This window comes from Luteimonas sp. YGD11-2, assembly GCF_004118975.1.
Taxonomy (GTDB): Bacteria; Pseudomonadota; Gammaproteobacteria; order Xanthomonadales; family Xanthomonadaceae; genus Luteimonas; species Luteimonas muca.
The window spans coordinates 2,629,351-2,653,037 of the sequence record NZ_CP035376.1 but is presented as its reverse complement, the minus strand read 5'-3'; the positions used below and the strand labels follow the sequence as shown (position 1 = coordinate 2,653,037).

Genomic DNA, 23,687 nt, shown 5'->3' with positions numbered 1-23,687 from the left:
ACCACCCCCATGTCCGTGACCATGCGCCGCCACAAGCGCCGCAAACTCAAGAACGAAATCAACGTCGTCCCATATATCGACGTGATGCTGGTGCTGCTGATCATCTTCATGGTCACCACGCCGCTGTTGAACCTCGGCACCGACGTCAACCTGCCCGATTCGAGCGCGCGCTCGCTGGGTGCGCCGAAGGATCCGGTGGTCGTGAGCGTGTATCCCGACGGCCGCCTGGCACTGATGGTCGAGCAGCAGAACCAGGAACTCACCCGCGACGACCTGATGGCCCGGTTGCGCGCGATCCATTCGCAGAACCCCGAGGCCACCATCCTCGTGCGCGGTGACGGCGCCGCCAGCTACCAGCTGATCATGGATGCGATCAGCGCGATCAACGAGGCCGGGGTGACGAAGGTCAGCCTGCTCAGCCGCCCGCTCGAGTCGGGGGGCTGATGCGGCAGCAGCGCGCCGATACGGTCCAGGCGGTCGCTCTCGCGCTGGGCCTGCATGTCCTGCTGGCCCTGCTGCTGGTATTCGGCCTCGACTGGACCCAGCGCCGGGCCGAGCCGGCGTTCGGTTCACCGGTGACCGCCGACATCATCGACCCCAATGCGCTCAGCGCCGCGCAACGCCGTGCGCTGGCAGCCGAACCCGAGCCGCTGCCGGATCCCCCGCCGCCGCAACCCGACGCCGGGCCGGAACCGCTGCCGGAACCCGAGCCGGTCGAGGAGGAGGCCGCTCCGCCGCCGCAGCCATTGCCGGCGCCGGTGCCCGAGGATGCCGAAGTGGCGCCGCAGCCGACGCCGCAGGAGCGCCTGCCGGAGCCGGACACGGTCGACCAGGACGCCGCCCGTCGCGAGTCCGAATCCGAGCTGCGCGCGCAGCGCGAGCAGGAGGAGCGCCGCCGGCAGGAGCAGATCGACCTCACCGAGCGCAAGCGCCAGGAGGAGGCCGAGCAGCGCCGGCGGCTGGCCCAGCAACAGCGGCAGGAGGAACTGCGCAAGCTGCAGGCCGAGCGCGAGCGGATCCGCCGCGAGGCCGAACAGGCCGAGCAGCGGCTGAAACAGATCGCCGATGCCCGCGCGCGCCAGGCCGCCGAGCAGGCCGCGGCGTCGGCCCCCGCGGCAAGCCCGCCACCGGGCCGCCCGGATGGCAGCAGTGACCTTGCCGCGAAGTACGCCGCCGCCCTGCAGGAAGCAATCGCGCGACAGTGGACCCGGCCCGACAACGTGCCGATCGGCCAGCGCTGCCGCATCTACATCACCCAGTTGCCGGGTGGCGAGGTGATCAACGTGGAATTCGATGCCGGCTGTCCGTACGACGCGCTGGGCCGGCGCTCGGTGGAGGCCGCGGTGCGGCGTGCCGCGCCGTTGCCGTACGCGGGATTCGAGTCAGTCTTCAACCGCCGGCTCAACCTCAACTTCACCGCGCAGGATCGATGACGCCCGTTCACCGGGCGCTGCGGTCACGCCGTCCAAGCTGTCGAGCGCTTCCGTGAACGCGGACGCGATGCCTTCCCTTCAAGACCAGGTGCCCCGATGAAACCGATGACCCGTTGCCTGCTCCTCCTGCTCGCGCTGCTGTTGCCATCGCTTGCCGCCGCGCAACAGCAGGGCCTGGAGATCGACATCGTCGGCGGTCATGCCTCGGCGCTGCCGATCGCCGTCGTGCCGATGCCCTACCAGGGCTCCGGCAGCGCGCCGGATACCGACATCGCCGCGGTGATCCGCGCCGACCTCGACCGCTCCGGCCAGTTCCGCACGCTGCCCGAGCGCGACATCGTCGAGCGCCCGACCCGTGGCAGCGAGGTGCAGTACCCGACCTGGCGCGTGCTGCGGCAGGACTTCCTGGTGATCGGCCGGGTGCTCGATGCCGGCGCCGGTGCCTACCGGGTCGAGTACGAGCTGTTCGACGTCGCCAGGCAGGAGCGCCTGATCGGCATGGCGATGACCGCGCGCTCCGGTTCGATGCGCGACGTTGCCCACCAGATCGCCGATGCCGTGTACGAGAAGATCCTCGGCGTGCGTGGCGCGTTCTGGACCCGCATCGCCTACGTCACCCAGACCGGCGTCGGCGAGAACGCCCGCTACGCGCTGATCGTTGCCGATTCCGACGGCCACAACCCGCAGACCGTGGTGCGCTCCAACGAGCCGCTGCTGTCGCCGTCGTGGAGCCCGGATGGCAGCAAGCTGGCCTATGTGAGCTTCGAGCGCCGCAACTCCTCGATCTACATCCAGGACATCAACACCGGCGCCCGCGAGCTGGTCTCGAGCTTCCGCGGCATCAATTCGGGGCCGGCGTTCTCGCCCGATGGCCGCCGCCTGGCGCTGACCCTGTCGCGCAGCGGCAACCCCGAGATCTACGTCATGGATCTCGGTTCGAAGGCGCTGACCCAGCTCACCAACCACTTCGGCATCGACACCTCGCCGGCCTGGAGCCATGACGGCAGCAGCATCTATTTCACCTCCGACCGCGGTGGCCGGCCGCAGGTCTACCAGGTACCAGCGAGCGGTGGCAGCGCCACGCGCGTGACGTTCCAGGGCAGCTACAACGCGGACCCGAGCGTGTCGTTCGACGGGCAGAAAATCGCCGTGGCGCAGGGTTCAGGTAACGTGTACCGTATCGCCGTGCTGGATCGCAGCCTGGGGAGTCCTCGCTGGTCCACGCTGTCACCGGGGTCGCTCGACGAATCGCCCAGTTTTGCTCCGAACGCCAGCATGGTTCTCTATGCGGCGCGCGAGGGGCGGCGGGGCGTGCTGTATGCGGTTTCGGCAGATGGACGGGTCCGTCAACGGCTGGTCCTCGCGGATGGTGACGTCCGCGAACCCGCCTGGGGACCTTACCGCGAACAGCGCTGACGCGGCCTGCACATCCACTCAATCAATCTGAACCGCCTGAACCACCACCTAGGGAACGACGAGATGAACATCACCACCCGAGTCCTGCTCGCCGCTGCATTGTGCGTTGCCGTTGTCGGCTGCTCCAAGCGCGTCAAGGAAGAGCCGCAGACCACCACGCCCGGCACCGCCAGCACCGTGACCCAGCCCCAGCAGGGCACCGGCGGCGCTTATGGCCCGGAAGACCTGGATACCGATGCCTGCCTGCGCCAGCGCGTGGTCTACTTCGACTTCGACCAGGAATCCCTGCGTCCCGAGTTCCAGGCGGCCATGGCCTGCCATGCCAAGTACCTGCGTGACCGCCAGTCGGCCCGCATCACCCTGGAAGGCAACGCCGACGAGCGCGGCAGCCGCGAGTACAACCTCGGCCTGGGCGAGCGTCGCGGCAATGCCGTGTCGTCGGCCCTGCAGGCGCAGGGCGGCTCGGGCACCCAGCTGACCGTCGTGAGCTACGGCGAAGAGCGTCCGGTCTGCACCGAGACCAGCGAGGACTGCTGGGCCCGTAACCGTCGCGTCGAGATCGTCTACACCGCCCGTTGATCGGCATGCGTGGACTGATCGTTTCAACCCTGGTCGCGGCCGCCCTTGTGGCGGCCGCGCCCGCGTACGGCCAGCGTGCAAGCCTGGCCGATCGCGTGGCTTCGCTCGAGCAGCAGGCCGCCGCCAACCAGGGCAACATGGACCTGCTCAACCAGCTCACGCAATTGCGTGGCGAGGTCCAGGCCCTGCGTTCGCAGCTCGAGGAACTGCAGCAGCAGAACGAGCAGCTGCGTTCGACTTCGCGTGCGCAGTACCTCGACATCGACGGGCGGCTCAACCGCCTCGAGAGTGGGGCTGGTGGCGCGGGGGCGACGCTGCCCGATCCGCCGCAGGCATCCACCGATGCACCTGCCGGCAATGCCGGCGGCGTGTTGCCGGCACCACCGCCGCGCAATGCGCCTGCCGCGCGCGCCGCGGCTCCGGCCGATGAGCGTGCCGCCTACGAAAGCGCCTTCGAAGCGCTGCGCGGCGGCCGTTATGCCGATGCCGCCAACCTGTTCCAGGATTTCCTCGGCCAGTACCCGGACGGCGCCTACGCCGCGAACGCGCTCTACTGGCTGGGCGAGAGCTACTACGCCACACAGAACTACGAATTGGCCCAGCAGCAGTTCCAGGCACTGATCGGCCGCTTCCCGGACAGCGACAAGGCACCCGGTGCGCTGTTGAAGCTCGGGCTGTCGCAGTACGGCCTGCGCGATCTGGACGCCGCCGAGGCCACCCTGGCCGATGTCGGCAAGCGCTACCCGGGCACCGACGCCGCGCGGACCGCCGACGACCGCCTGCGCGCGATCCAGCTGAGCCGGCTGCGCTGACGCAGCAGCCGGGCTTCAGGCCCGGCGCCCGTCCGGCGGCTACAATGCCGCCCATGATTCCCGCCGCTTCCGAAGCCGCCGCGCCGGTGGCCGACCGGCTGCGCATCACCGAAATCTTCCTGTCGTTGCAGGGCGAGGCCCGCGATGCCGGCTGGCCGACGGTGTTCGTGCGCCTGACCGGCTGCCCGCTTCGCTGCCAGTACTGCGATACCGCCTACGCCTTCCACGGCGGCGAATGGCGAGATGTCGATGCGATCCTCGCCGAGGTCGCCTCGCATGGCGTGCGCCATGTCTGCGTGACCGGCGGCGAGCCGCTGGCGCAGAAGCGCTGCATCGGCCTGCTGCGTCGGCTGTGCGATGCCGGCTACGCGGTGTCGCTGGAAACGTCAGGCGCGCTCGATATCGGCGAGGTCGATCCACGCGTGTCGCGCGTGCTCGACATCAAGACGCCGGGCTCGGCCGAGGTGCACCGCAACCACTGGGCCAACATCGCGCTGCTGACGCCGCATGACCAGGTGAAGTTCGTGATCTGCTCGCGTGCGGACTACGAGTGGGCGCGCGGGGTGGTCAACGAACATGCGCTGGCCGCGCGCTGCGAGGTGTGGTTCTCGCCCAGCAAGAGCGAGGTCGATCCGCGCGCGCTGGCCGACTGGATCGTCGCCGACCGCCTGCCGGTGCGTTTCCAGCTGCAGCTGCACAAGCTGCTGTGGAACGACGAACCCGGACGGTAGCCGGCCGGTCACCCTGACCGGTGGCCCCGGTGACCCGACCGCTGCGCAGCGGAAGGTTCGGTCCGGTCACGTCAGCGGGCTGTCGCCCGATTACGAATGCCCTGTCACCAGCCGTGAATCACGCCATGCAGAAAGCCGTCGTCCTCGTCTCCGGTGGGATGGACTCCGCCGTCGTCCTCGCCATTGCCCGCGAGCGCGGGCATGCGGTGCACGCGCTCAGCGTCGCCTATGGGCAGCGGCACACTTCCGAGCTCGAGGCCGCAGCGCGCATGGCCGCCGACGCCGTCGAGCACAAGGTGGTCGCCGTCGACCTGCGCAGCATCGGCGGCTCGGCGCTGACCGATGACATCGACGTGCCCACGGGCGGCGGCAACGACGGCATCCCGGTGACCTACGTGCCGGCGCGCAACACCATCATGCTGTCGATCGCGCTGGGCTGGGCCGAGGTGCTGGGCGCGGCCGACATCTACTGTGGCGTCAATGCGGTGGACTATTCCGGCTATCCGGACTGCCGGCCGGAGTTCATCGAGGCCTTCGAGCGGTTGGCCAACCTCGCCACCCGTGCCGGGGTGGAAGGCGCGGGAATCCGCATCCATGCGCCGCTGCTCGACATGAGCAAGGCTCAGATCGCTGCCGAAGGCATGCGCCTGGGCGTGGACTTCGCCGCCACGGTGTCGTGCTATCGCGCCGATGCGCAGGGCCGCGCCTGTGGCGACTGCGATGCCTGCCGATTGCGTGCGGACGGGTTTGCGGGCGCAGGTATTGCCGACCCGACACGTTACGCCTGACACAAAGGCGACGGCATCCCCAGGTCCGGGCCTGCCCCCGGTGGGACCTGGGCGGCCCACCGCGGCCACAGGGGGATGCCCAGCCGGATATCTCCGCGTCCTGCTCCCACATCCGGCCGCCGGCCATCCATGGCCGGCTCTGGACATCCCCCTGCGTCCACGGTGGGCACCCACTCTCGTCCCGTCGGGTCGCAAGTCAACAACGAATGGCGCTGGTCGGTCGCACGCGAGTCTGCCGGGAGCCGGTTCTGATCCCGGTGCGGAGCCGACGGATGCCTGAGCCCGGCGCGTACGCCGGGGGGTGTGCGGACAGCCGGCCATGGATGGCCGGCGGCCGGCCGTGGTAGCCGGACGCGGACTCCGGCCGGGGGAGCACGCTCCCCGGCGTGCGCGCCGGGCGGCGCGGATCACAACGGAGCAGCCCTTTCAAGACAGGAATGCGGCTGACGCCCAGTCGCTGGAGTGTGCGGGAGTACCGAAATGCCGAAGGCGCCCGCAGGCGCCTCCGGTACCACATGCCGCCAGGGGATTCTCAGTGCCCCGAGGCCGCGTCGATCGCTTCGCTGGAGTGGAAGATCGTCGCATCGGCATCGCCGTGGACGGTGAGGATGCCGGTCAGGCCCTTCTCGGCGCGCGACAGTGCGTGGTCGACGAGGATGTACTTGCCGGGATAGTCGACCTTGAACTCGACCATCGTCGCGCCACCCGGCGGCACCAGCGTGGTCTGCACGTCTGTCAGCGGCGGGCTGGTGAACGAGGCCAGGTTGTAGACCCGGTCGAACACCTCGCCGATCAGGTGGAAGCTCGAGGTCATGTTCGGGCCGCCGACGCCGAAGAAGATGCGCACTTCCTCACCCACGTTGGCCGTCATGTCGAAGGTCTTGGTGAGCGCGTCCATCGAACCGTTGAACATCAGGTGCTCGGGCTTCTCGTCGAGCAGCTTGTCGACCGAGAACTCCTGCAGCCCGCGTGAGCCGTGCTTCTGCGCCGTGTAGAGCTCGCCCTGCATGACGTAGTACTCCTTGTCCACCGCCGGCAGGCCGCCCTCGGGTTCGACCAGGATCATTCCGTACATGCCGTTGGAGATGTGGTGGGCGATCATCGGCGTGGCGCAGTGGTAGACGTACAGGCCCGGGTGCAGCGCCTTGAAGGTGAAGCTCTTGGTCTCGCCGGGGCGCACCTGCGTCACCGCGGCGCCGCCGCCGGGGCCGGTGACCGAGTGGAAGTCGACCGAATGGATGTTGATGCTGTCTTCGGCGTTCTTGAGGTTGATGGTCACCGTGTCGCCCTGGCGGATGCGCAGCATCGGGCCCGGCACCGTGTTGTCGAAGGTCCAGTAACGGTAGGTGCTGCCATCCGACAGCCGGCCTTCGACCTCCGTGGTCAGCAGGTCGTAGTTGATGTGCTGCGGAGCGCGGTCGCCGACGGGCGTGCCGACCTCGGCGGGGTTCTTGGCGATGTCGATCGCCGTGCTCACCTCTTCCTTGACGTCGCCGACGATCAGGTTGCCGGTCATGCCGGCGAGCTTGTGGCCCGGAATGGTGCAGATGTATTCGAACGTGCCCGATTTGGTGGCGCGGAACACGATCGTGGTCGCCGCGCCCACGCCGACCACCTGGTCGGACTGCGCGCCGAACTCCGGCACCGCGATGTCGTGCATGGCGCCGTCGTTGTTGGTGATGGTGATGGCGACCACCGCGCCTTCGGCAACGCGCAGGTCGGGGTTGACCACGTCCTTGATGGCCCCGGCATTGCCGATGAAGACCATCTGTCCGTTGGCGATCTCGGTGCGCATGCTGAAAGTGACATCGGCGATCGGGGTGACCGAGGCGGACTGCTGTGCGGCCACCTCCATCGGGACGAAGCCGCCGGCGGCGGCGAGTGCGAACAGCAGAACCAGGTTCCTCATGGCGTATTTCCTTGCGGTTGATGCGAAGCCGGGGGAGCACATGCGGAAGGGCTTTCCGCCGTTGCAGCCACGATAGGAAGTGCGCCGGCCTGCCTCCATGACCTGGATCAAGCACATACCTTTGCGTACGGAAATCGCCACGGCTTGACCTGTGTCATCAGGGTAAGGAAACGCCGCATCCACAATCGGCCCCATGAAACGTGGGGCATTCCAGCACTGGATGGGTCGGCTCGGTCTCGCGGCCTCGCTGCTGCTGGTACTGGTGCCGACGCTGGACCGCGTTGCACAGGCAACGACGGCGCATATGGCACAGCAACAGGCAGTGCATGCGCACCATGGCGACGCCGACCGTGCGCATTGGCAGTCAGGCGACGCCGACAGCCCGCGACCGGCGCTCGGTGATCCGGACTGCGATTACTGCCCGTTGCTGTCGTCGCTGGCGCCGTCGATGGACATCGCCTTCAACGCGATGCCATTGCCAGCGATGGGGCGCCCTGCCGCCGCGCCGCGTGCGTTGGACCTGCGGTGGCGCCATCCGTGGGGACTGGGTTCGCGCGGACCGCCCTGAGCGGGCGTTTCCCGCCACGCCGCGCATCCGTCGCGGCCATCCAGCACACCAGTTTCCATGGAGCTTCCCATGTCGATCCCGTATTGCCCGGTGATCCGCCGGTCGTGCCTGTGCGTCGCCATTGCGACGGCGATGGCCGCCTCCGCGGTGTCCGCGAACGCATCCGATACCGGCGCTGCATCCGCCGACCTGTCGGGTCACGCCGGCCACGCGCACCACGCTACCCCCGTTGCAGTGCCCGACGCGCTGCGCGTGATCGATCTCGACGCGGTGGTGGTCACCGCCGCGGCACCGGTCTCCGCGCTCACCTGGGAAACCAGCCCGAAACTGCCGCGCCAGCCGGTACCCGCCAGCGATGGCGCCGACTACCTCAAGACCATTCCCGGCTTCAGCGCCATCCGCAACGGCGGCAGCAACGGCGATCCGGTGCTGCGTGGCATGTTCGGTTCGCGGCTCAACCTGCTGACCAACGATGGCGCGATGCCGGGCGCGTGCCCGTCGCGGATGGACAACGCGATGTCCTACATCGCGCCGGAGACCTACGACGCGCTGGTGGTCACCAAGGGGCCTCAGACGGTGCTGTGGGGGCCGGGCGCGTCGGCGGGCACCGTGCGTTTCGAACGTGACCGCGAGTTCTACCCGGAGCCCACCTGGAAGCTCGCCGGCAGCGCGCTCGGCGGCAGCTGGGGGCGCAACGACCAGGTCGTGGATGCGACCTACGGCGCGCCGCTGGGCTATGCGCGCATCAGCGCCAACCGCTCGGAATCGGGCGACTACGACGACGGCAACGGCGACCGCGTCGGCTCGGCATGGAAGAAGTGGAACGCAGACCTCGCCCTGGGCTGGACGCCCGACGAGGACACGCTGCTCGAACTCGGCATCGGCATCGGCGATGGCGAGGCGCGCTATGCCACGCGCGGCATGGACGGCAGCCGGTTCGACCGCGCGAACTACAGCCTGCGCTTCGAGAAGGACAACATGGAAGGCGCGATGCAGGCCTTCGAGGCCAGCCTCTTCCACAACGTGGCCGACCACGTGATGGACAACTACAGCCTGCGCGATCCCAACCCCGACGGCGCGATGCCGATGCCGATGGCGTCCAACGTCGAGCGCAGCACCAGCGGCGGACGCGCGGCGGCGACCTGGCGCGGCGCAGCCTTCGAGCTGGTGGCCGGTATCGACGCGCAGGACAGCCGCCACCGCCGCCGCAGCGCGATGGGCGTGGATGCCTACCGTGCGCTGCCGTGGGTGGTGGATGCGCGCTTCGACAACCGTGGCGTGTTCGCCGAGGGCACGTGGTTCCAGGGCGATGACAACCGCTGGATCATCGGTGCGCGCCTGGATCGCGCGGGCGTCGAGGATGCGCGCGCCACGGTGTCCGGTGGGCATGGCGGACATGGCGGGCACGCGGTGCCCAATCCCACGGCCGGGCAGTCACGCGAGGAAACGCTCAGGGCCGGCTTCGTGCGCTTCGAGCAGGACATTGGCAGGCAGCTCAGCTGGTACGCCGGCGTCGGCCATACCCAACGCATGCCCGACTACTGGGAACTCTTCTCCGCAGACCATGGCCCGGCCGGCGCGGCCAACGCATTCGCCGGCCTCGATATCGAGAGGACCACGCAGCTCGACGTCGGCCTGCAGTACCGCGGCACGCGCTTCGACGCCTGGGTGTCGGCCTATGCCGGCCGCGTCGAGGACTTCATCCAGTTCCGCTATGTCACCGGAATGATGGGCGCGACGTCGACGGTCACGAACATCGATGCGCGCACGATCGGCGGCGAGGCAGGGGTGGAGTTCCGGGCCAGCGCCGACTGGAAGCTCGGCGGCAGTCTCGCCTATGCGCGCGGCACCGACCGCGAGAGCGGGCGGCCGCTGCCGCAGATGCCGCCGCTGGAAGGCCGCTTCAGCGCCGACTGGAACAACGGCAGCTGGTCGGCGGGGATGCTGCTGCGCGTGGTCGACGGCCAGAATCGCGTGGCGCGCGGCTACGGCAACGTGGTCGGCCAGGACATCGGGCCCAGCGCCGGCTTCGCCACCCTGGCGCTCAATGGCGGCTACCGCTTCGCCAGCGGGGTGCAGGTCAGCGCGGGCGTCGACAACCTGTTCGACCGTGCCTACAGCGAACACCTCAACCTCGCCGGCAACGCCGACTTCGGCTACCCGGCCGAAGCGGTGCGGATCAACGAACCGGGACGCACGCTGTGGGCACGGCTTGCCGTCAGCTACTGAACCCGGCCGTCGTGACCGCGATCGGGCTGATCCACGTCAAGGACGACGCGGGGTGCCGGGAGCATCCTGCAGTCGTCCACCCACACACCCAGGTGCACCATGAACGCTCTGTCCCTGCAGGTTCTTCCGTTCGATGCCCGCGGCGTCGACCGCCGCTTCCGCCACGCTGCCCTGATCGGCGCGCTCGACACCCTGCAGCCGGGCGAAGGGCTGCGTTTCATCAACGACCACGATCCGCTGCCGCTGCTGGCCGAGCTGCGCGAGCGCTACGGCGACCAGCTGTCGGTGGACTACATGCAGCGCCAGCCGGGCGAGACGGTGATCGATTTCACCGCGCTGCGCGCGCCGGTGCATGGCGAAGGCAGCGAATGCTGCGGCGGTTGCAGCTGAGGACATCACCATGAAGACCACCTTGCCGATGCTGGCGCTGGCGCTGTGTGCCGGGTTTGCCCACGCCACGCCGCCGGGGCACGCGCACGAAGGGCATGCGGCTGCAGCCGCGGCAGGTGCGCATGCGCACCACCAGGCGCACGCCGATCACCAGGCACATGCGCACCCCGATGCCGCGCCGACGGGCCTGCCCGATGCCGACGCGGCGAAGTGGGCGCCGGATGCGCCGTTGATGACCGGCATGCGTCGGCTGCATGCCGCGCTGGACGACGGGGATCACCATGGCGCGCATGCGGCCGGCAACCCCGCGCACGCATTGCAGCTGGCATCCCGCGTCGATGCGGCGGTGGCCTACATGTTCGAACACTGCGCGCTGCCACCCGAGCCCGATGTCGCCCTGCACGGCGTGCTTGCGCGGATGATGGCCGGCGCCCAGGCGCTGCGCGACGATCCGGCCGACATGGAAACGCCACTGGCCGCGATGCGCGATGCGATCGCCGACTATCCGCGGCTGTTCGATGACCCGGCGTTTCCCGCCGACGCCCCGGCGCGTCCGCACCACTGAGCGCGTGCCCGGTGCCGGCGACGTGGTGGCCGCTGCTGCGCGGTTGCCGGTCAGCCTTCGTCCGCGGAGGGATGCCACCGGCCGCTGGCGATGGTTGCACGCAGGGCGTCGGCAGCCGCTGCGGGTTCGAGGCCGTTGCGGCGCAGCCAGTCCGGGTTGGACAGGGTGGCGTCGTAGCGTTCGCCCGGGTCGCAGAGCAGGCTGACGATGCTGCCGCGCTCGCCGCGTGCGCGCATCCGCACAGCCAGCCGCAGGCAGGCCACCAGGTTGGTGCCGGAGGAACCACCGTAGCGACGCCCGAGGTGGCGCTCGAGCACCTGCATCGCCGCGATCGACTCGACGTCGGCCACCTCGACCACCTCGTCGACGATCTCGAACAGGAACCCCGGCTCGACCCGCGGGCGGCCGATGCCCTCGATCACCGTCGGACGGCTGCATACCGCCGTGCGGTCGCGGCCGCGCCAGCCGTGCACGAAGGCGCTGCCGGTGGGCTCGGCTGCGCACAGCCGCGTCCGCAGGCCGCGATAGCGCAGGTAGCGGCCGATGGTGGCGGAGGTGCCGCCGGTCCCGACCCCACAGACGATCCATGCCGGCTCGGGATGCGGTTCACCCGCGAGCTGACCGAGGATCGACTCGGCGATGTTGTTGTTGCCACGCCAGTCGGTGGCGCGCTCGGCGAGCCCGAACTGGTCGAGGTGGCAGGCGCCGGCAGCGGCATGCCCGGCGGCACGCTCGTGCACCATCGCCGGGTCCGCCACCAGGTCGCAGTGCGCACCGAGCGCCTCGACGTCGGCGATCTTGCGCGGCGCGGTGCCGGCCGGCATCACCGCGGTGAAGCTCAGGCCCAGCAGGCGCGCGAACCAGGCCTCGGAGATCGCGGTGCTGCCGGACGATGCGTCCACCACCGGCTGCCCGGCGTGCAGGCGGCCGTTGCACAGCGCATAGAGATACAGCGAGCGCGCGAGGCGGTGCTTGAGGCTGCCGGTGGGATGCGCGGCCTCGTCCTTGAAGTAGAAGTCGATCCCCGGGAAACCCGCGAAGGCGAGTTTCAGCAGGTGGGTATCGGCCGAACGTGCGGCTTCCTGGCGCAACAGTGCCAGCGCATGCGAGATCCAGGCACGTGCGTCGGCGCCGTGCGGCGGCCCATCGACGTGTGTCATGCCGCGTGGCGTGTGATCAGCGGACATGGACGAACCGGCCAGGCGCGATATTGGCGTGCTGCGAATGCGGATACGGATGGAATCCGATCATCGTGGCCTCCCGCCGGGTGTCAGCCCGGCCCGCCATCGACGCGCGGGCTCAGGTAGATGCGGCCGATGTGTGCGACCCACGGCGCGAAGGCGAGCAGCCAGCCCAGCGCCGCGGCGACCTGCCATGCCAGCGTATCCGGTGCGAGTTCGGCCACCACCCGCATCACCGCCACCAGCTGGATCGCCACGAACGCGAACCAGGCCACGCCGTACATCGCCAGTGGTCGGCCGGAATGGCCTTGCGTCACCCGGGTGACCATCGCCACCAGCACGCTGCCGAAGAAGCCGATGAACAACGCATGCGCCGGCGCGCGCCCGAGCCAGAAGACACCTGTCAGCGCATAGGCCAGGCTCTGCCCGGCATACAGCGCGAAGGTGATGGGCAGCCACGCCAGACCGACGAACAGCACCCGCAGGAGGCCGGGCACCGTGCCGTGCGGCCACCAGCGCCACAGCATCGTCGTGGCAAGCAGCAGCAGCGGGACGTCCACCAGCCACAGCCAGGCGTAGGCGTGGGCGAGTTCCAGCAGCAGGTGCGCGAGGGTCAGCACCCAGAACAGCGCGAGCAGCCACAGCGGCCGCCAGGGCTGGTAGCCCGGCGCCACGCGGCTGGCGAAGAACGGAAACATCCGGTGCGCCACGCTCACATAGACCGGCAGCAGCAGGCCGAAGGTGCCGACCTTGATGCTGGCGAACGCCCACAGCGGCGGGGCGCCCAGCACGAACGCGCCCCACGCCAGCAGCCCGGCGAGACCCAGCAGCAGGGCCGCAAAGCAAGACCGCGCATGCCAGGTGGTGCCCTGTTCGCGCCACAGCAGCGGCGCAAGCGTGGCCAGCCCGGCGACCCAGCCGGCGGTGGTCATCAGCAGGCCGACCACGATGCCGACCTCCCAGCCCAGCGCACCGAGCAGGGTGGCGAGCTGCCCGCCCATCAGGCCCAGCCCGACCGGCACATAGCGCCAGCGCTCGAAGTCGGGCTGCCCGGTCCACTTGGGGAACGTGGTGAGCAGGAAGCCGAAGAAGAAGCTCGGCAGCACCTGGTACTGCATCACGAAGGCATGCAGCCATCCGGCCCACGGTTGTGGCTGCGGCATCGACAGCGCCGGCCAGCGCGTCGCGGCCAGCCATGCGGCCCACCAGGCCATCGCCAGCAGCAGGTTGCCGGCGCCGATGAAGAACATCAGCCGGTGCGGCGCGGCGCCGAGCAGGCGCGGCGACGGACGCGGTGCGGAAACGGGTCGGGGATCCATACGTCCAGCATCGTCGCTGGTGCGTGTTGACGCCTTGATCCAGGTCACGGTGGGTCGCGGGGCCGTCGCGCGTCGGGATGCCGGCGATTTCCTGGTCGAGCAGCGCAGTTCCGAACGCGCGTTGGCGCGCGGTGGCGGGCTCCGGCATGTGCGGCGGCAGCGCCGGTCAGCGCTGCAGCGGTTCGGCCAGGGCGTCGAGTTCGTCGCGGCGCAGCAGCTCGACCTCGCGGCGGTCCAGCCGCACCAGCCCGGCCTCCTGGAAGCGTCGCAGCACCCGGCTCACGGTTTCCGGGGCCAGCCGCAGGTAGTTGGCGATGTCGGTGCGCGCCATCGTCAGCTGGAAGCGGTCCGGCGAGAAGCCGCGCGCGGCCAGCCGGCGCGACAGCCCGACCAGGAAGCCGGCCATGCGCTGGTCGGCGGTCCAGTCGCCGGCCAGCAGCGCGGCGCGGCCGATGTCGCGGCTGAGCAGGCGGAACAGGTGCTGCTGCAGGCCGGGCAGCTGGGTGGCCAGCACCGAGATCTTCGGAAACGAGAACCGGCACAGCATCACCGTGTCCAGCGCCACCGCATTGCAGGGATAGCGGTCGCCATGGATGCCATCCAGCCCGATCACCTCGCCCGGGAAGTAGAAGCCCAGCACGTGCTCATGGCCGTCGCGGTCGACGGTGTAGGTCTTGACCGTGCCCGAGCGCACCGCGGCGATCGCCTCGAACGTGTCGCCGGCACGGAACACATGGGCGCCGGCATGCAGCGGGCCGACATGCTCGACCAGCATGTGCAGGTCCATGAGGTCGGCCTTGTTCATGCCCTCGGACATGCAGGCCTGCGAGAACGCACAGGTCGAGCAGAAGTTCAGCGCATCGCCGTCGTCGGCGATGGTGCGGGCGTCCTGGCGCGGAAACGCGGGTGTCGAACTCAAGCCTTGCGCTCCCGCATGCTCAGATGGCACGCGAAAAACGTGGGCCGGGGGTGCCGGGCGCGTTGGCTGGCTGGTGGAGATAGTGGTCGAAGCACATCGCAATGTTACGCAGGAGCAGGCGTCCCTGCGAGGTCGCGCGGATCCGCCCCTGTCCGGTGCGCACCAGGCCGTCGTCGACCAGCGGCTGCATGCGCGCGAGGTCGGCGGCGAAATAATGCTCGAAATCGATGTCGTAGCGCCGTTCCAGCGCGCTGATCGGGATCTCGCCCTGGCACATCAGCGACTGGATCAGGTCGGCGCGCAGCTGGTCGTCGTCGCTCAGGCGCATGCCGCGGAACACCGGCAGCCGGCCTTCGTCGAGCGCGTGCTGCCAGCCGGGCAACTCGCGCGGGTTCTGGCTGAAGGTATCGCCGATATGGCTGATCGCGCTCACGCCCAGGCCGACCAGGTCGGTGTCGGCATGCGTGGTGTAACCCATGAAGTTGCGGTGCAGCCCGCCACGCGCCTGTGCGGTGGCGAGGTCGTCGTCGGGCAGGGCGAAATGGTCCATGCCGACATAGACATAGCCGGCGCTGGTGAGCGTGGTGATCGCCAGCTGCAGCAGCGCCAGCCGCGTGGCGGCATCGGGCAGTTCGCTGGCGTCGATCTGCTTCTGCGGGCGGAACAGCTCCGGCAGGTGCGCGTAGCCGTACACCGCCAGGCGGTCCGGGCGCGCGCGCAGCACCGTTTCGAGCGTCCGTGCAAAGCCGGCGAGCGTCTGCCGCGGCAACCCGTAGATCAGGTCGACATTGACCGAGCGGAAGCCGTGCGCGCGGCAGGCATCGATGATCGCCAGCGTCTCGTCCACCGACTGGATGCGGTTCACCGCGGCCTGCACGTCGGCGTCGAAATCCTGCACGCCCAGGCTTGCGCGGTTGAAGCCGGCGGCGGCGAGCTGGCCGATGTCGGCGGGCGAGACGAAGCGCGGGTCGAGCTCGATCGAGATGTCGCGTTCCGCGCTCAAGGACACCGTGAACTGGTGGCGCAGCGTGTCCAGCACCTCGGCCAGTTGCGCCGGTGACAGGAAGTTGGGGGTGCCGCCACCGAAGTGGATCTGGATCACCTCGCGGTCGCGGTCGAACAGCGCGGCCATCGCGGCGATCTCGCGGTACAGGCGCACCAGGTAGTGTTCGCCGCGCGCGAGGTCACGGGTGATGATGCGGTTGCAGCCGCAGTAGAAGCACGGGCTCATGCAGAACGGCACGTGCAGGTAGAGCGACAGCCGGCGCGGGATCGGGTCGCCGTTGCTGGCCAGCACCGCCTCGCGTAGTTCGGCTTCGCCGAAGCCGGCGTTGAACTGCGGCGCGGTCGGGTACGAGGTGTAGCGCGGACCGGGCCGGTCGTAGCGCTGCAACAGGGCGGTATCGAATGTGGGCGGATCGAGCATGCGGCCAGACTAGGCCCGCGGGTGGCGGTGCGCCTTGACCAGAATCAATCGCGCGGCGGATGGCCGTCGATGCTGCTGCGGCGCAGGGGCCGTGCGGGGTCTAGGCCGAGCCCGTAGCGCAGGCTGGTGGCGATGCGCGCGGCGCGATCCTGCAGCAGCGTGGCATGCGCGGGAGGCAGCAGTTCGGAGGTGGTCTGGTGCCACAGCGCCAGCCAGTGGCCGAAGTGCGCATCGACGATCGGGTGCGGCCGATGCGCGGCCATGGGATTGCCGCGATAGCCGCCGGTGCCGAGGATCACCGAACTCCAGAAGTCCACCAGGGTGGCCTTGTGCGCGTCCCAGTCGTCGATGGCCGCGTTGAACACCGGGCCGAGCAGCGCATCCGCGCGCACGGTGTCGTAGAAGCGGTCGACCAGGCGGGCGAGGTCGTCACGGGTGGGCAGGCTGTTGGTGCTCATGTCCGGTCAGGAAGACGACGACGGGCGGAACCGGGCCTGCCGGTTCCGCCATCGCTGGCCGGGCGCGCGCCCGGCGATCGGTGGAGGCGCTGATTACTGCGCCAGGCTCAGCTTGCCGCGCATGATGCCCGCATGCCCGGGGAAGGTGCACACGAAGGTGTAGTCCTCGCCCGCGCGCAGCCGGTTGACGGGGATCTTCACCGACGTGGTCTGGCCACCGCCGATCAGGGTGCTGGCCGCGATGACGCGCGCGTCGCCGGGCTTGACGTAGTTGTTGGCGGCTCCGGCGGCCATGCCGTCGGCGTTGATGCCGGTGATGTCGGCGGTCTTGCCGACCACGAAGTTGTGGCCCATCGCCACCACCGGCAGCTGCCCGGTGTGCTTCAGGTTGACCTGGAATTCCTTGCACGAGGCGGGAACGCTCAGCGCGCGGGTGGAGAACTGCATCGCGTCGTTGGCTTCGATGGTGGCGCTGCAGCCGGAGGCTTCGGCGGGGGCAGGCATGGCAAGTGCGGACAGGCCGAAGGCGCAGGCGAGGCCGGCGGCGGAAAGGTAACGGATCATCAGCTACTCCAGTGGGGCGTTGTTGTTCGACAGGGACAGTCTGCGCGCGGGGCCGGAGGCGCGAATTGATCCAGGTCAGGCGTGCGCCGGTTGCCAGCGCTGCGCACGGGCCCAGGTCGGTGATGGTTCAGAAAGGGATGTGCGAAGACGACGGGCCAAGGTGTTCTATCGGGTGTCCATGCGCGAGATTGCTTCGTTGTGGTTCGCGCTCCCGTCGCACGCCCCGGGGGGTGTGCTCCCCCGGCCGGGGTCCGCGTCCAGCTACCACGGCCGGCCGCCGGCCATCCATGGCCGGCTGTCCGCACACCCCCCGGTGCACGCGACGGGCTTCGGCGTACGCCGGCTTCGGCGCGGAGAGCAGGAGCGGCCGTCGCTGGAGTCGCCCGCGACCGCTCAAGGGCTCTCTCTTGTCGTTGACTTTGATTCGCCCCCGACGCGACGACAGGTCCGTGCCCGCCGTGGCGTCTGTGCGTGTCCGAGTTGCTTCGTGGTGGTTCGCGCCGCCCGTCGCACGCCCCGGGGGGTGTGCTCCCCAGCCGGAGTCCGCGTCCAGCTACCACGGCCGGCCGCCGGCCATCCATGGCCGGCTGTCCGCACACCCCCCGGTGCACGCGACTGGCTCAGACGTCCGCCGGCTTCGGTGCACGCACAGAGCAGGAGCGTTGCTGTCGGAGCCGCATGCAGCCGTCCACTCTCGTTCTTTCGCCATTGACCTTGATCTTCGTCCCGACGCCACGACAGCTCGGAGCCCGCCGCGGACGCAGGGGGATGTCCAGAGCCGGCCATGGATGGCCGGCGGCCGGATGTGGGAGCAGGACGCGGAGATATCCGGCTGGGCATCCCCCTGTGGCCGCGGTGGGCTGCCTGGAGCTTCCCTTTCAAGCCCGAGAAAGGGCCTGAGACCCTAGGAATATCCGGGCGGCACGCAGCCCAGCGCGACCAGGACGCCATGCAGCGCCGGCACCTGCATCAACCAGGGTGCGGCGATGGTGAGCAGGCCGGCGGCCAGCACCAGCACGCCCGCGGTGGTGCGCAGGCGCGGCTGCTGCAGCCAGCGGCCCACGCGCGCGCCGGACCAGGTCAGCGGCACCATCAACGGCAATGTGCCGAGTCCGAAGGCCAACATCGTCAACGCGCCGTTGCGCGCATCGGCCTGCAGCCAGGCGGCGGCGAGGAGGGTGGTGCTGAGCCCGCAGGGCAGCCAGCCCCACAGCACGCCCAGCCCGATGCGTCGCGGCGTGGTGTTGGCCGGCAGCAGGCGTTGCTGCAGGGGCCGCAGCCGCGTCCACAGGCCACTGGCGGGACGCGACATCAACCGCAGGCGGCCGCCGCGGTCGAGCAGACGCAGCGCCACCACCACCAGCACCAGGCCCACCGCCGCACGCAGACCCCAGGCCAGCCAGTCCACCCGCGCCAGCGACAGGATGCCGTGGCCGAGGCCACCGGCGATCGCACCGGCGATGACGTAGCCGCCGACGCGGCCGAGGTTGGGTTCCAGCGCCATGCGCCAGCCGCCGCCGGGCGACATCGCCGAGAAGCCGGTGGCGATGCCGCCACACATCGCCGCGCAGTGCACCCCGCCCATCAGCCCGGCAAGCAGTGCCGCGCCCAGCGTCAGCCAGTCAACCGGCATCGTCGTCGCGTGCGGCGGCTGGAGGCGCGGCGGCGGGAGGCGCGTCCCTGCCGGTGCCGTCGTCGCGCGGCGTGCGTTCCGGCGCCGGCTCGTCGACCAGGATGTCGATGGCCGGGCTGTCGAGGTCGTCGAACTGGCCACGCCGCACCGCCCACACGAACGCCGCGACGGCCGCCAGCAGCAGCACCAGGCTGATCGGGATCAGCAGCAGCAGGATGTTCATTGCGCGCCGGCCTCGAGTTGTTGCGGATCCACCGCCACGCCGGGCGCCGGAGAAGGTGTCTGCGGGTCGAACCCGCCCGCGGGCATGGCGGACAGCCGCAGCGCGTTGCCCACCACCAGCAGCGACGACAGCGCCATGCCCAGCGCGGCCAGCCACGGGGTGACCCAGCCGGCCGCGGCCAGCGGCACCGCGACGACGTTGTAGCCAGCGGCCCAGGCGAGGTTCTGCCGCACCACCTGGCGCGTGCGCCGGGCGATGACGATCGCCTGCGGCACGCGCTGCAGGGTGCGCCCGGTCAGCACGAGGTCCGCCGACTGTTGCGCCAGCGGCGCGCCTTCGGCCATCGCCAGCGAGACGTCGGCGCCGGCAAGCACCGGTGCATCGTTGATGCCATCGCCGACCATCGCCACCACGCGTGAATCCGCCTGCAGGGCGCGCGCATACGCCAGCTTGTCCTCCGGCCGTTGCCGCGCGTGTGCATGTTCGATGCCCAGGCGCGTGGCGAATGCCTGCACCGGTGCATCGGCATCACCGCTGGACAGATGCACGCGCAGGCCCAGCGTACGCAGTTGCGCGATCGCCGCGGCGGCATCGCCACGCGCGGCTTCCTGGATGCGGAAGCGCGCGACTGCGCCGCGGCCGTCACCCAGCCAGATGCCATCGCTGTCGGCCCGGCCGGCGGCGAAGCCCGCAGTGCCCAGCCGCCACTGCCGGCCATCGACCAGGCCTTCGACGCCGGCGCCGGCATGCGCCTGCAGCCCGGTCGCGGCCAGCGCGGTGTCGATGCCGGTGAACGCCTGCGCCAGCGGATGCCCGCTGTCGCGTTCGAGTGCGGCGGCGATCCCGGTCGCCTGGTCGCGATCGAAACCATCGAAGGTCTCCACGCCGGCCAGCTGCGGTCGTCCGTCGCTGAGGGTGCCGGTCTTGTCGAACACGATGTCGGTGGCCATTGCCAGCCGCTCCAGCGCGCGTTCGCCCAGTGCCAGCACGCCGATCCTCGCCAGTGCACCGTGCGCGGTGGCCAGCGCGGTCGGCACCGCCAGCGCCAGCGCGCAGGGGCAGCTGATCACCAGCAGTGCGAGCACCACCTCGAGCGCGCGTGACGGATCGTGGATGCGCCAGCCGATGTACACGCAGACCGCGGTCAACAGCAGTGCGGCGACGAAATGATGGGCGATGCGCTCGCCGGCGAGAGCAAGCGGTGGGCGCTGCGCCTGCGCCGATTCCACCAGCGCGGTCAGTTGCGACAGCCGGGTGCCGGCGCCGGTCTCGTCGACGCGCAGGCGCGCGGGCCGTTCGCGGCACAGCGTGCCGGCATAGACGCGCTCGCCGGCGGCGCGGGCGACCGCGGTCCATTCGCCGGTCAGCAGGGCTTCCTCGAAGTGCGATGGCTCCAGCAGGATGCCGTCGGCCGGCACCACGCCACCCACCGCCACGCAGGCGATGTCGCCACGCGACAGCGCCGCCACCGGCACCGTCTCGCGGCTGCCGTCGTCGCGTTCGCGCTCGGCGAATGCGGGACGTGCACGCGCAAGCGCATCGACCTGCGCGCTGGCACGCGCACGTGCGCGCTGCTCCAGCATCCGTGCCAGCAGCAGCAGGAACACGAACATCACCGCGGCGTCGTACCAGACGTGGGTGCCGCCGCGCACGGTCTCGAACACGCTCGCGCCCCAGGCCAGCAGGGTGGAGCCGGCGATCAGCACGTCCATGCCGAGCCTGCGCTGCGACAGCTCGCGCCAGGCGCCGGCGATGAACGGCCACCCGGCATAGAACACCACCGGCGTCGACAGCAGGAAGGTCAGCCAGCGGAAGAAGTCGCGCGTGGCCAGCGGCATGCTGCCGGAGACGTCCAGGTACAGTGCCTCGGCCATCATCATCGCCTGCATGGCACCCAGCCCGGCGATGCCGATGCGCAGCAGGTCGCGGTTGCGCTGGCGCCGGCGTTCGCGCTCGCGCGCCTCGCCGGTGGCCAGGTACGGCCGGTAACCGAGTGCCGCCAGCCGCGCCAGCGGTGCCGACAGCGTGGTGCGCGCCGGATCCCAGGCCACGCGGATGCGGCCAGTGACCGCGTTGGCGCCGCTGTCGATGACGCCGGGTTCGCGCGCCAGCACGCGGTCGATCAACCATGCGCAGGCGGCGCAGCGCATGCCGTCGGTGAGCAGGGTGATCTCGCGCCCGCCCGGTATGTCGCGTGCGTGTTCGGCCTGCACTTCCTCGCGGTCCCACAGCGCGAAGTCGGCGGCGCCGGCGTCGATGCGCGTGGCCGGGGCGGTGCGCAGCCGGTAGTAGTCGCCCAGGTGTGCTTCGCCGATCCACTGCGCGGCGGCCGCGCAGCCATCGCAGCAGAACCCGCGGGTGATGCCGTCGATGGCGAGCAGCGAGGGCTGTGCAGGCAGCGCTTCGCCGCAATGGTGGCAGTCGCCGGTGATGGCCCGTGCCGCTGCCGATGCAGCGCCGACGGACAGGGTCGCGCTCATGGCGTATCCGCGGCGTCCTGCAGCGCCGGGTGCAGGTGCGCGGCCAACTGCCCACGCAGCAGCCGGCCCTGCAGGCGCCAGCCGGCATTGCCCGGCGCCAACCGCAGGTTCCAGTCGTGGCCGACGTCGACCTCCGCCTCCGCGCGCCAGCCGGTTTCGCTGGGTTGCAGCTCGAGGTGGATGTCCTCTGCCGCACGCGCGGGGTGGACGAGGATCAGCTGCAGTGGCGCGCCGCGCTCGTAGCGGCCGGTGACCGGCAGCACCTCGACCGCGCCCTGTTCCATATCCACGCGCATCACCGCGGAGAGCCGCTCGCGCTGGGCGACGGCATCCGGGCCGAGGTCGACGGTCTGTACCTGGGCGCTGCGGCGCACGTTCTCGGTGACCGAATCGGAGCCGCCACTGCGCACGGCGATCACCACCAGGCCGATGCCGGCGATGATGGCCACCGCCGGCAGGATGAATACCAGCATCAGCACGGGGTTGCGCCAGAAGGCGGTCTTGTCGGTCATTGCGTTGGTCCGAAGAAACTGCTGTTCACCACGGCGCGGGTGTCCCCCTCGACCGCCTCCACCACGAACTGCACGTCATGGCGCCCGGAGGTGCCCGCCGGTGCGGTCACCGTGAGCGGCAGCGACAGCACCTGCTGCGGCTGCAGGGTCACCGCGTTGCCGTCGCCGATCAGCTGCATGCCGGCCACGTCGCCATCCAGCTGCACACGATAGGCGGTCGCGTCGTTCGACTTGTTCACCAGCTTGAGCACGTAGCCGTTCTCGACCCCGGTCGCGGTCTCGCGGTACAGCGCATTGCGGTCGCGCAGCACCTCGGCGATCAGCGGGCTGCGCGCGCTCACGCCCCACGCCCAGGCCGCGATCACCGCCAGCAGGATCGCGCCGTACACCAGCACCCGCGGCCGCAGCACGCGCGTCGGCTTGCCGTCGATGGCGTTCTGGGTGGAGTAGCGGATCAGCCCGTGCGGGTAGCCCATCTTCTCCATCACGCCATTGCAGGCGTCGATGCAGGCGCCGCAGGCGATGCACTCGTACTGCAGGCCGTTGCGGATATCGATGCCGGTCGGGCAGACCTGCACGCACATCGTGCAGTCGATGCAGTCGCCCAGTTCCTCGAACTGGAATTTCGGCAGCGGCTGCACCTCGCCGAGATCGCCGTCCCAGGTGATGGTGCCGCGTGCCTGCGCACTGGCGGTGGCCGCCGACGGGTGCTTGCTGGCGCGGAACACGTAGTCGTAGGCGGTGAGGTTGTCGATAAGGCCACGCGCGCGCTCCAGCACGCTGGCCAGGCCGCGCCTGCGCGGGCCGCGCGGTTCGCCACGCATCGGGTCGTAGGCGATGATCAGCGTGTTGCGGTCGAACATCGCGCCCTGGAAGCGCGCGTACGGGCACATGTACTTGCACACCTGCTCGCGCAGGAAGCCGGCGTTGCCCCAGGTGGCGAGTGCGTAGAACAGCACCCAGAAGATTTCCCAGCCACCCCAGGCGAACGGCACCGCGCGCGCGGCGAGGTCGGTGATCGGGGTGAAGAAGCCGACGAAGGTGAAGCCGGTCCATAGTGCGAACACCAGCCACAGCGCGTGCTTGGCACCCTTGCGCAGCAGCTTTTCGCCCGTCCACGGCGCGGCGTCGAGCTTGATCCGTTTGGCGCGGTCGCCCTCGGTCCAGCGCTCCATCCAGATGAAGACTTCGGTCCACACGGTCTGCGGGCAGGCGTAGCCGCACCACAGCCGCCCGGCCAGCGCGGTGAAGAAGAACAGCGCCAGCGCGGCCATGATCAGCAGCAGGGCGAGGAACACGAAGTCCTGCGGCCAGAACGTCAGCCCGAACACATGGAACTGACGCGCCGGCAGGTCGAACAGCACCGCCTGGCGGCCATCCCAGCGCAGCCACGGGAACGCGTAGAACATTCCCAGCAGCCACACCACCGCGACCTTGCGCAGCCGGTCGAGTGGACCGGAGACCTCGCGCGGGTGGATCTTGCCTTCGCTGACGTAGAGGCTGCCCTCGTTGTCATCGACCATCTTCAGGGGAATGCGTGCGGACATCTCGT

General features: G+C 70.1%; 23 protein-coding genes. 11 read left to right on the top strand and 12 right to left on the bottom strand.

Going from position 1 to position 23,687, the window contains the following annotated elements:
• Positions 1-9: 9 nt before the first annotated feature.
• The 7 genes from tolR (at position 10) to queC (ending at position 5,759) form a co-directional block, all read left to right on the top strand.
• Positions 10-444: a protein TolR gene (gene tolR / locus ERL55_RS12250; protein WP_129136660.1), complete on the top strand. Its 435-nt coding sequence runs from the start codon at positions 10-12 to the stop codon at positions 442-444.
• The gene (locus ERL55_RS12245; protein ID WP_129136659.1) at positions 444-1,433 is read left to right on the top strand and encodes a TonB C-terminal domain-containing protein; all 990 of its coding nucleotides are present in this window, start codon (positions 444-446) and stop codon (positions 1,431-1,433) included. The genes tolR and ERL55_RS12245 overlap by 1 nt, the downstream gene beginning before the upstream one ends.
• Positions 1,434-1,529: 96 nt before the next feature.
• Positions 1,530-2,849 (top strand): Tol-Pal system beta propeller repeat protein TolB, encoded by a 1,320-nt coding sequence (gene tolB, locus ERL55_RS12240; RefSeq protein ID WP_129136658.1) that lies wholly within the window; start codon positions 1,530-1,532, stop codon positions 2,847-2,849.
• 63 nt (positions 2,850-2,912) lie between these two features.
• A complete protein-coding gene (pal, locus tag ERL55_RS12235) occupies positions 2,913-3,428 on the top strand; it encodes a peptidoglycan-associated lipoprotein Pal (protein WP_129136657.1) in 516 nt (171 codons plus the stop codon).
• Between the two features lie 5 nt (positions 3,429-3,433).
• A complete protein-coding gene (gene ybgF, locus ERL55_RS12230; protein WP_129136656.1) occupies positions 3,434-4,240 on the top strand; it encodes a tol-pal system protein YbgF in 807 nt (268 codons plus the stop codon).
• Between the two features lie 53 nt (positions 4,241-4,293).
• Complete coding sequence (gene queE / locus ERL55_RS12225; RefSeq protein WP_129136655.1) at positions 4,294-4,971, top strand: 7-carboxy-7-deazaguanine synthase QueE; 678 nt, start codon at positions 4,294-4,296, stop codon at positions 4,969-4,971.
• A gap of 101 nt (positions 4,972-5,072) precedes the next feature.
• Positions 5,073-5,759, top strand: coding sequence for a 7-cyano-7-deazaguanine synthase QueC (gene queC, locus ERL55_RS12220; protein ID WP_256386152.1), 687 nt, complete (start codon positions 5,073-5,075; stop codon positions 5,757-5,759).
• Positions 5,760-6,291: 532 nt separating this feature from the next.
• Here the strand turns inward: queC and nirK are convergent.
• Positions 6,292-7,668, bottom strand: a complete 1,377-nt coding sequence (gene nirK, locus ERL55_RS12215; protein ID WP_206733318.1) for a copper-containing nitrite reductase — start codon at positions 7,666-7,668, stop codon at positions 6,292-6,294.
• Between the two features lie 193 nt (positions 7,669-7,861).
• Here nirK and ERL55_RS12210 point away from each other — a divergent pair, with 193 nt between their 5' ends.
• The 4 genes from ERL55_RS12210 to ERL55_RS12195 all read left to right on the top strand — a co-directional run bounded on the left by ERL55_RS12210 (position 7,862) and on the right by ERL55_RS12195 (position 11,420).
• Positions 7,862-8,236: a DUF2946 family protein gene (locus ERL55_RS12210; RefSeq protein ID WP_129136654.1), complete on the top strand. Its 375-nt coding sequence runs from the start codon at positions 7,862-7,864 to the stop codon at positions 8,234-8,236.
• Between the two features lie 69 nt (positions 8,237-8,305).
• A complete protein-coding gene (locus ERL55_RS12205) occupies positions 8,306-10,465 on the top strand; it encodes a TonB-dependent copper receptor (RefSeq protein WP_241685763.1) in 2,160 nt (719 codons plus the stop codon).
• Between the two features lie 99 nt (positions 10,466-10,564).
• Positions 10,565-10,855, top strand: a complete 291-nt coding sequence (locus ERL55_RS12200; RefSeq protein WP_129136653.1) for a DUF2249 domain-containing protein — start codon at positions 10,565-10,567, stop codon at positions 10,853-10,855.
• A 10-nt stretch (positions 10,856-10,865) separates the two neighbouring features.
• On the top strand, positions 10,866-11,420 hold the full coding sequence (locus ERL55_RS12195; RefSeq protein WP_129136652.1) for a DnrO protein: 555 nt from the start codon (positions 10,866-10,868) through the stop codon (positions 11,418-11,420).
• 50 nt (positions 11,421-11,470) lie between these two features.
• On the opposite strand, the gene ERL55_RS12190 is transcribed toward ERL55_RS12195, so the two are convergent.
• The 11 genes from ERL55_RS12190 to ERL55_RS12140 form a co-directional block, all read right to left on the bottom strand.
• Positions 11,471-12,580: a pyridoxal-phosphate dependent enzyme gene (locus ERL55_RS12190; RefSeq protein WP_129136651.1), complete on the bottom strand. Its 1,110-nt coding sequence runs from the start codon at positions 12,578-12,580 to the stop codon at positions 11,471-11,473.
• Positions 12,581-12,690: 110 nt separating this feature from the next.
• Positions 12,691-13,920, bottom strand: a complete 1,230-nt coding sequence (locus ERL55_RS12185; RefSeq protein WP_129136650.1) for an NnrS family protein — start codon at positions 13,918-13,920, stop codon at positions 12,691-12,693.
• 166 nt (positions 13,921-14,086) lie between these two features.
• A complete protein-coding gene (locus tag ERL55_RS12180; RefSeq protein WP_241685762.1) occupies positions 14,087-14,839 on the bottom strand; it encodes a helix-turn-helix domain-containing protein in 753 nt (250 codons plus the stop codon).
• Between the two features lie 19 nt (positions 14,840-14,858).
• A complete protein-coding gene (hemN, locus tag ERL55_RS12175) occupies positions 14,859-16,265 on the bottom strand; it encodes an oxygen-independent coproporphyrinogen III oxidase (RefSeq protein WP_129136649.1) in 1,407 nt (468 codons plus the stop codon).
• A 44-nt stretch (positions 16,266-16,309) separates the two neighbouring features.
• Positions 16,310-16,723 carry a group III truncated hemoglobin gene (locus ERL55_RS12170; protein ID WP_129136648.1) on the bottom strand — a complete coding sequence of 138 codons (414 nt, stop codon included), beginning with the start codon at positions 16,721-16,723 and terminating at the stop codon, positions 16,310-16,312.
• Positions 16,724-16,816: 93 nt separating this feature from the next.
• Positions 16,817-17,287 carry an azurin gene (gene azu / locus ERL55_RS12165; protein ID WP_241685761.1) on the bottom strand — a complete coding sequence of 157 codons (471 nt, stop codon included), beginning with the start codon at positions 17,285-17,287 and terminating at the stop codon, positions 16,817-16,819.
• A 904-nt stretch (positions 17,288-18,191) separates the two neighbouring features.
• Positions 18,192-18,920: a sulfite exporter TauE/SafE family protein gene (locus tag ERL55_RS12160; RefSeq protein ID WP_129136647.1), complete on the bottom strand. Its 729-nt coding sequence runs from the start codon at positions 18,918-18,920 to the stop codon at positions 18,192-18,194.
• The gene (gene ccoS / locus ERL55_RS12155; RefSeq protein ID WP_129136646.1) at positions 18,910-19,143 is read right to left on the bottom strand and encodes a cbb3-type cytochrome oxidase assembly protein CcoS; all 234 of its coding nucleotides are present in this window, start codon (positions 19,141-19,143) and stop codon (positions 18,910-18,912) included. The genes ERL55_RS12160 and ccoS overlap by 11 nt, the downstream gene beginning before the upstream one ends.
• Positions 19,140-21,623: a heavy metal translocating P-type ATPase gene (locus ERL55_RS12150; protein WP_129136645.1), complete on the bottom strand. Its 2,484-nt coding sequence runs from the start codon at positions 21,621-21,623 to the stop codon at positions 19,140-19,142. Before ERL55_RS12150 ends, ccoS begins: the two co-directional genes overlap by 4 nt.
• Positions 21,620-22,135 (bottom strand): FixH family protein, encoded by a 516-nt coding sequence (locus ERL55_RS12145; RefSeq protein ID WP_129136644.1) that lies wholly within the window; start codon positions 22,133-22,135, stop codon positions 21,620-21,622. Before ERL55_RS12145 ends, ERL55_RS12150 begins: the two co-directional genes overlap by 4 nt.
• On the bottom strand, positions 22,132-23,682 hold the full coding sequence (locus tag ERL55_RS12140) for a 4Fe-4S dicluster domain-containing protein (RefSeq protein WP_129136643.1): 1,551 nt from the start codon (positions 23,680-23,682) through the stop codon (positions 22,132-22,134). Before ERL55_RS12140 ends, ERL55_RS12145 begins: the two co-directional genes overlap by 4 nt.
• Between the last annotated feature and the right edge of the window lie 5 nt (positions 23,683-23,687).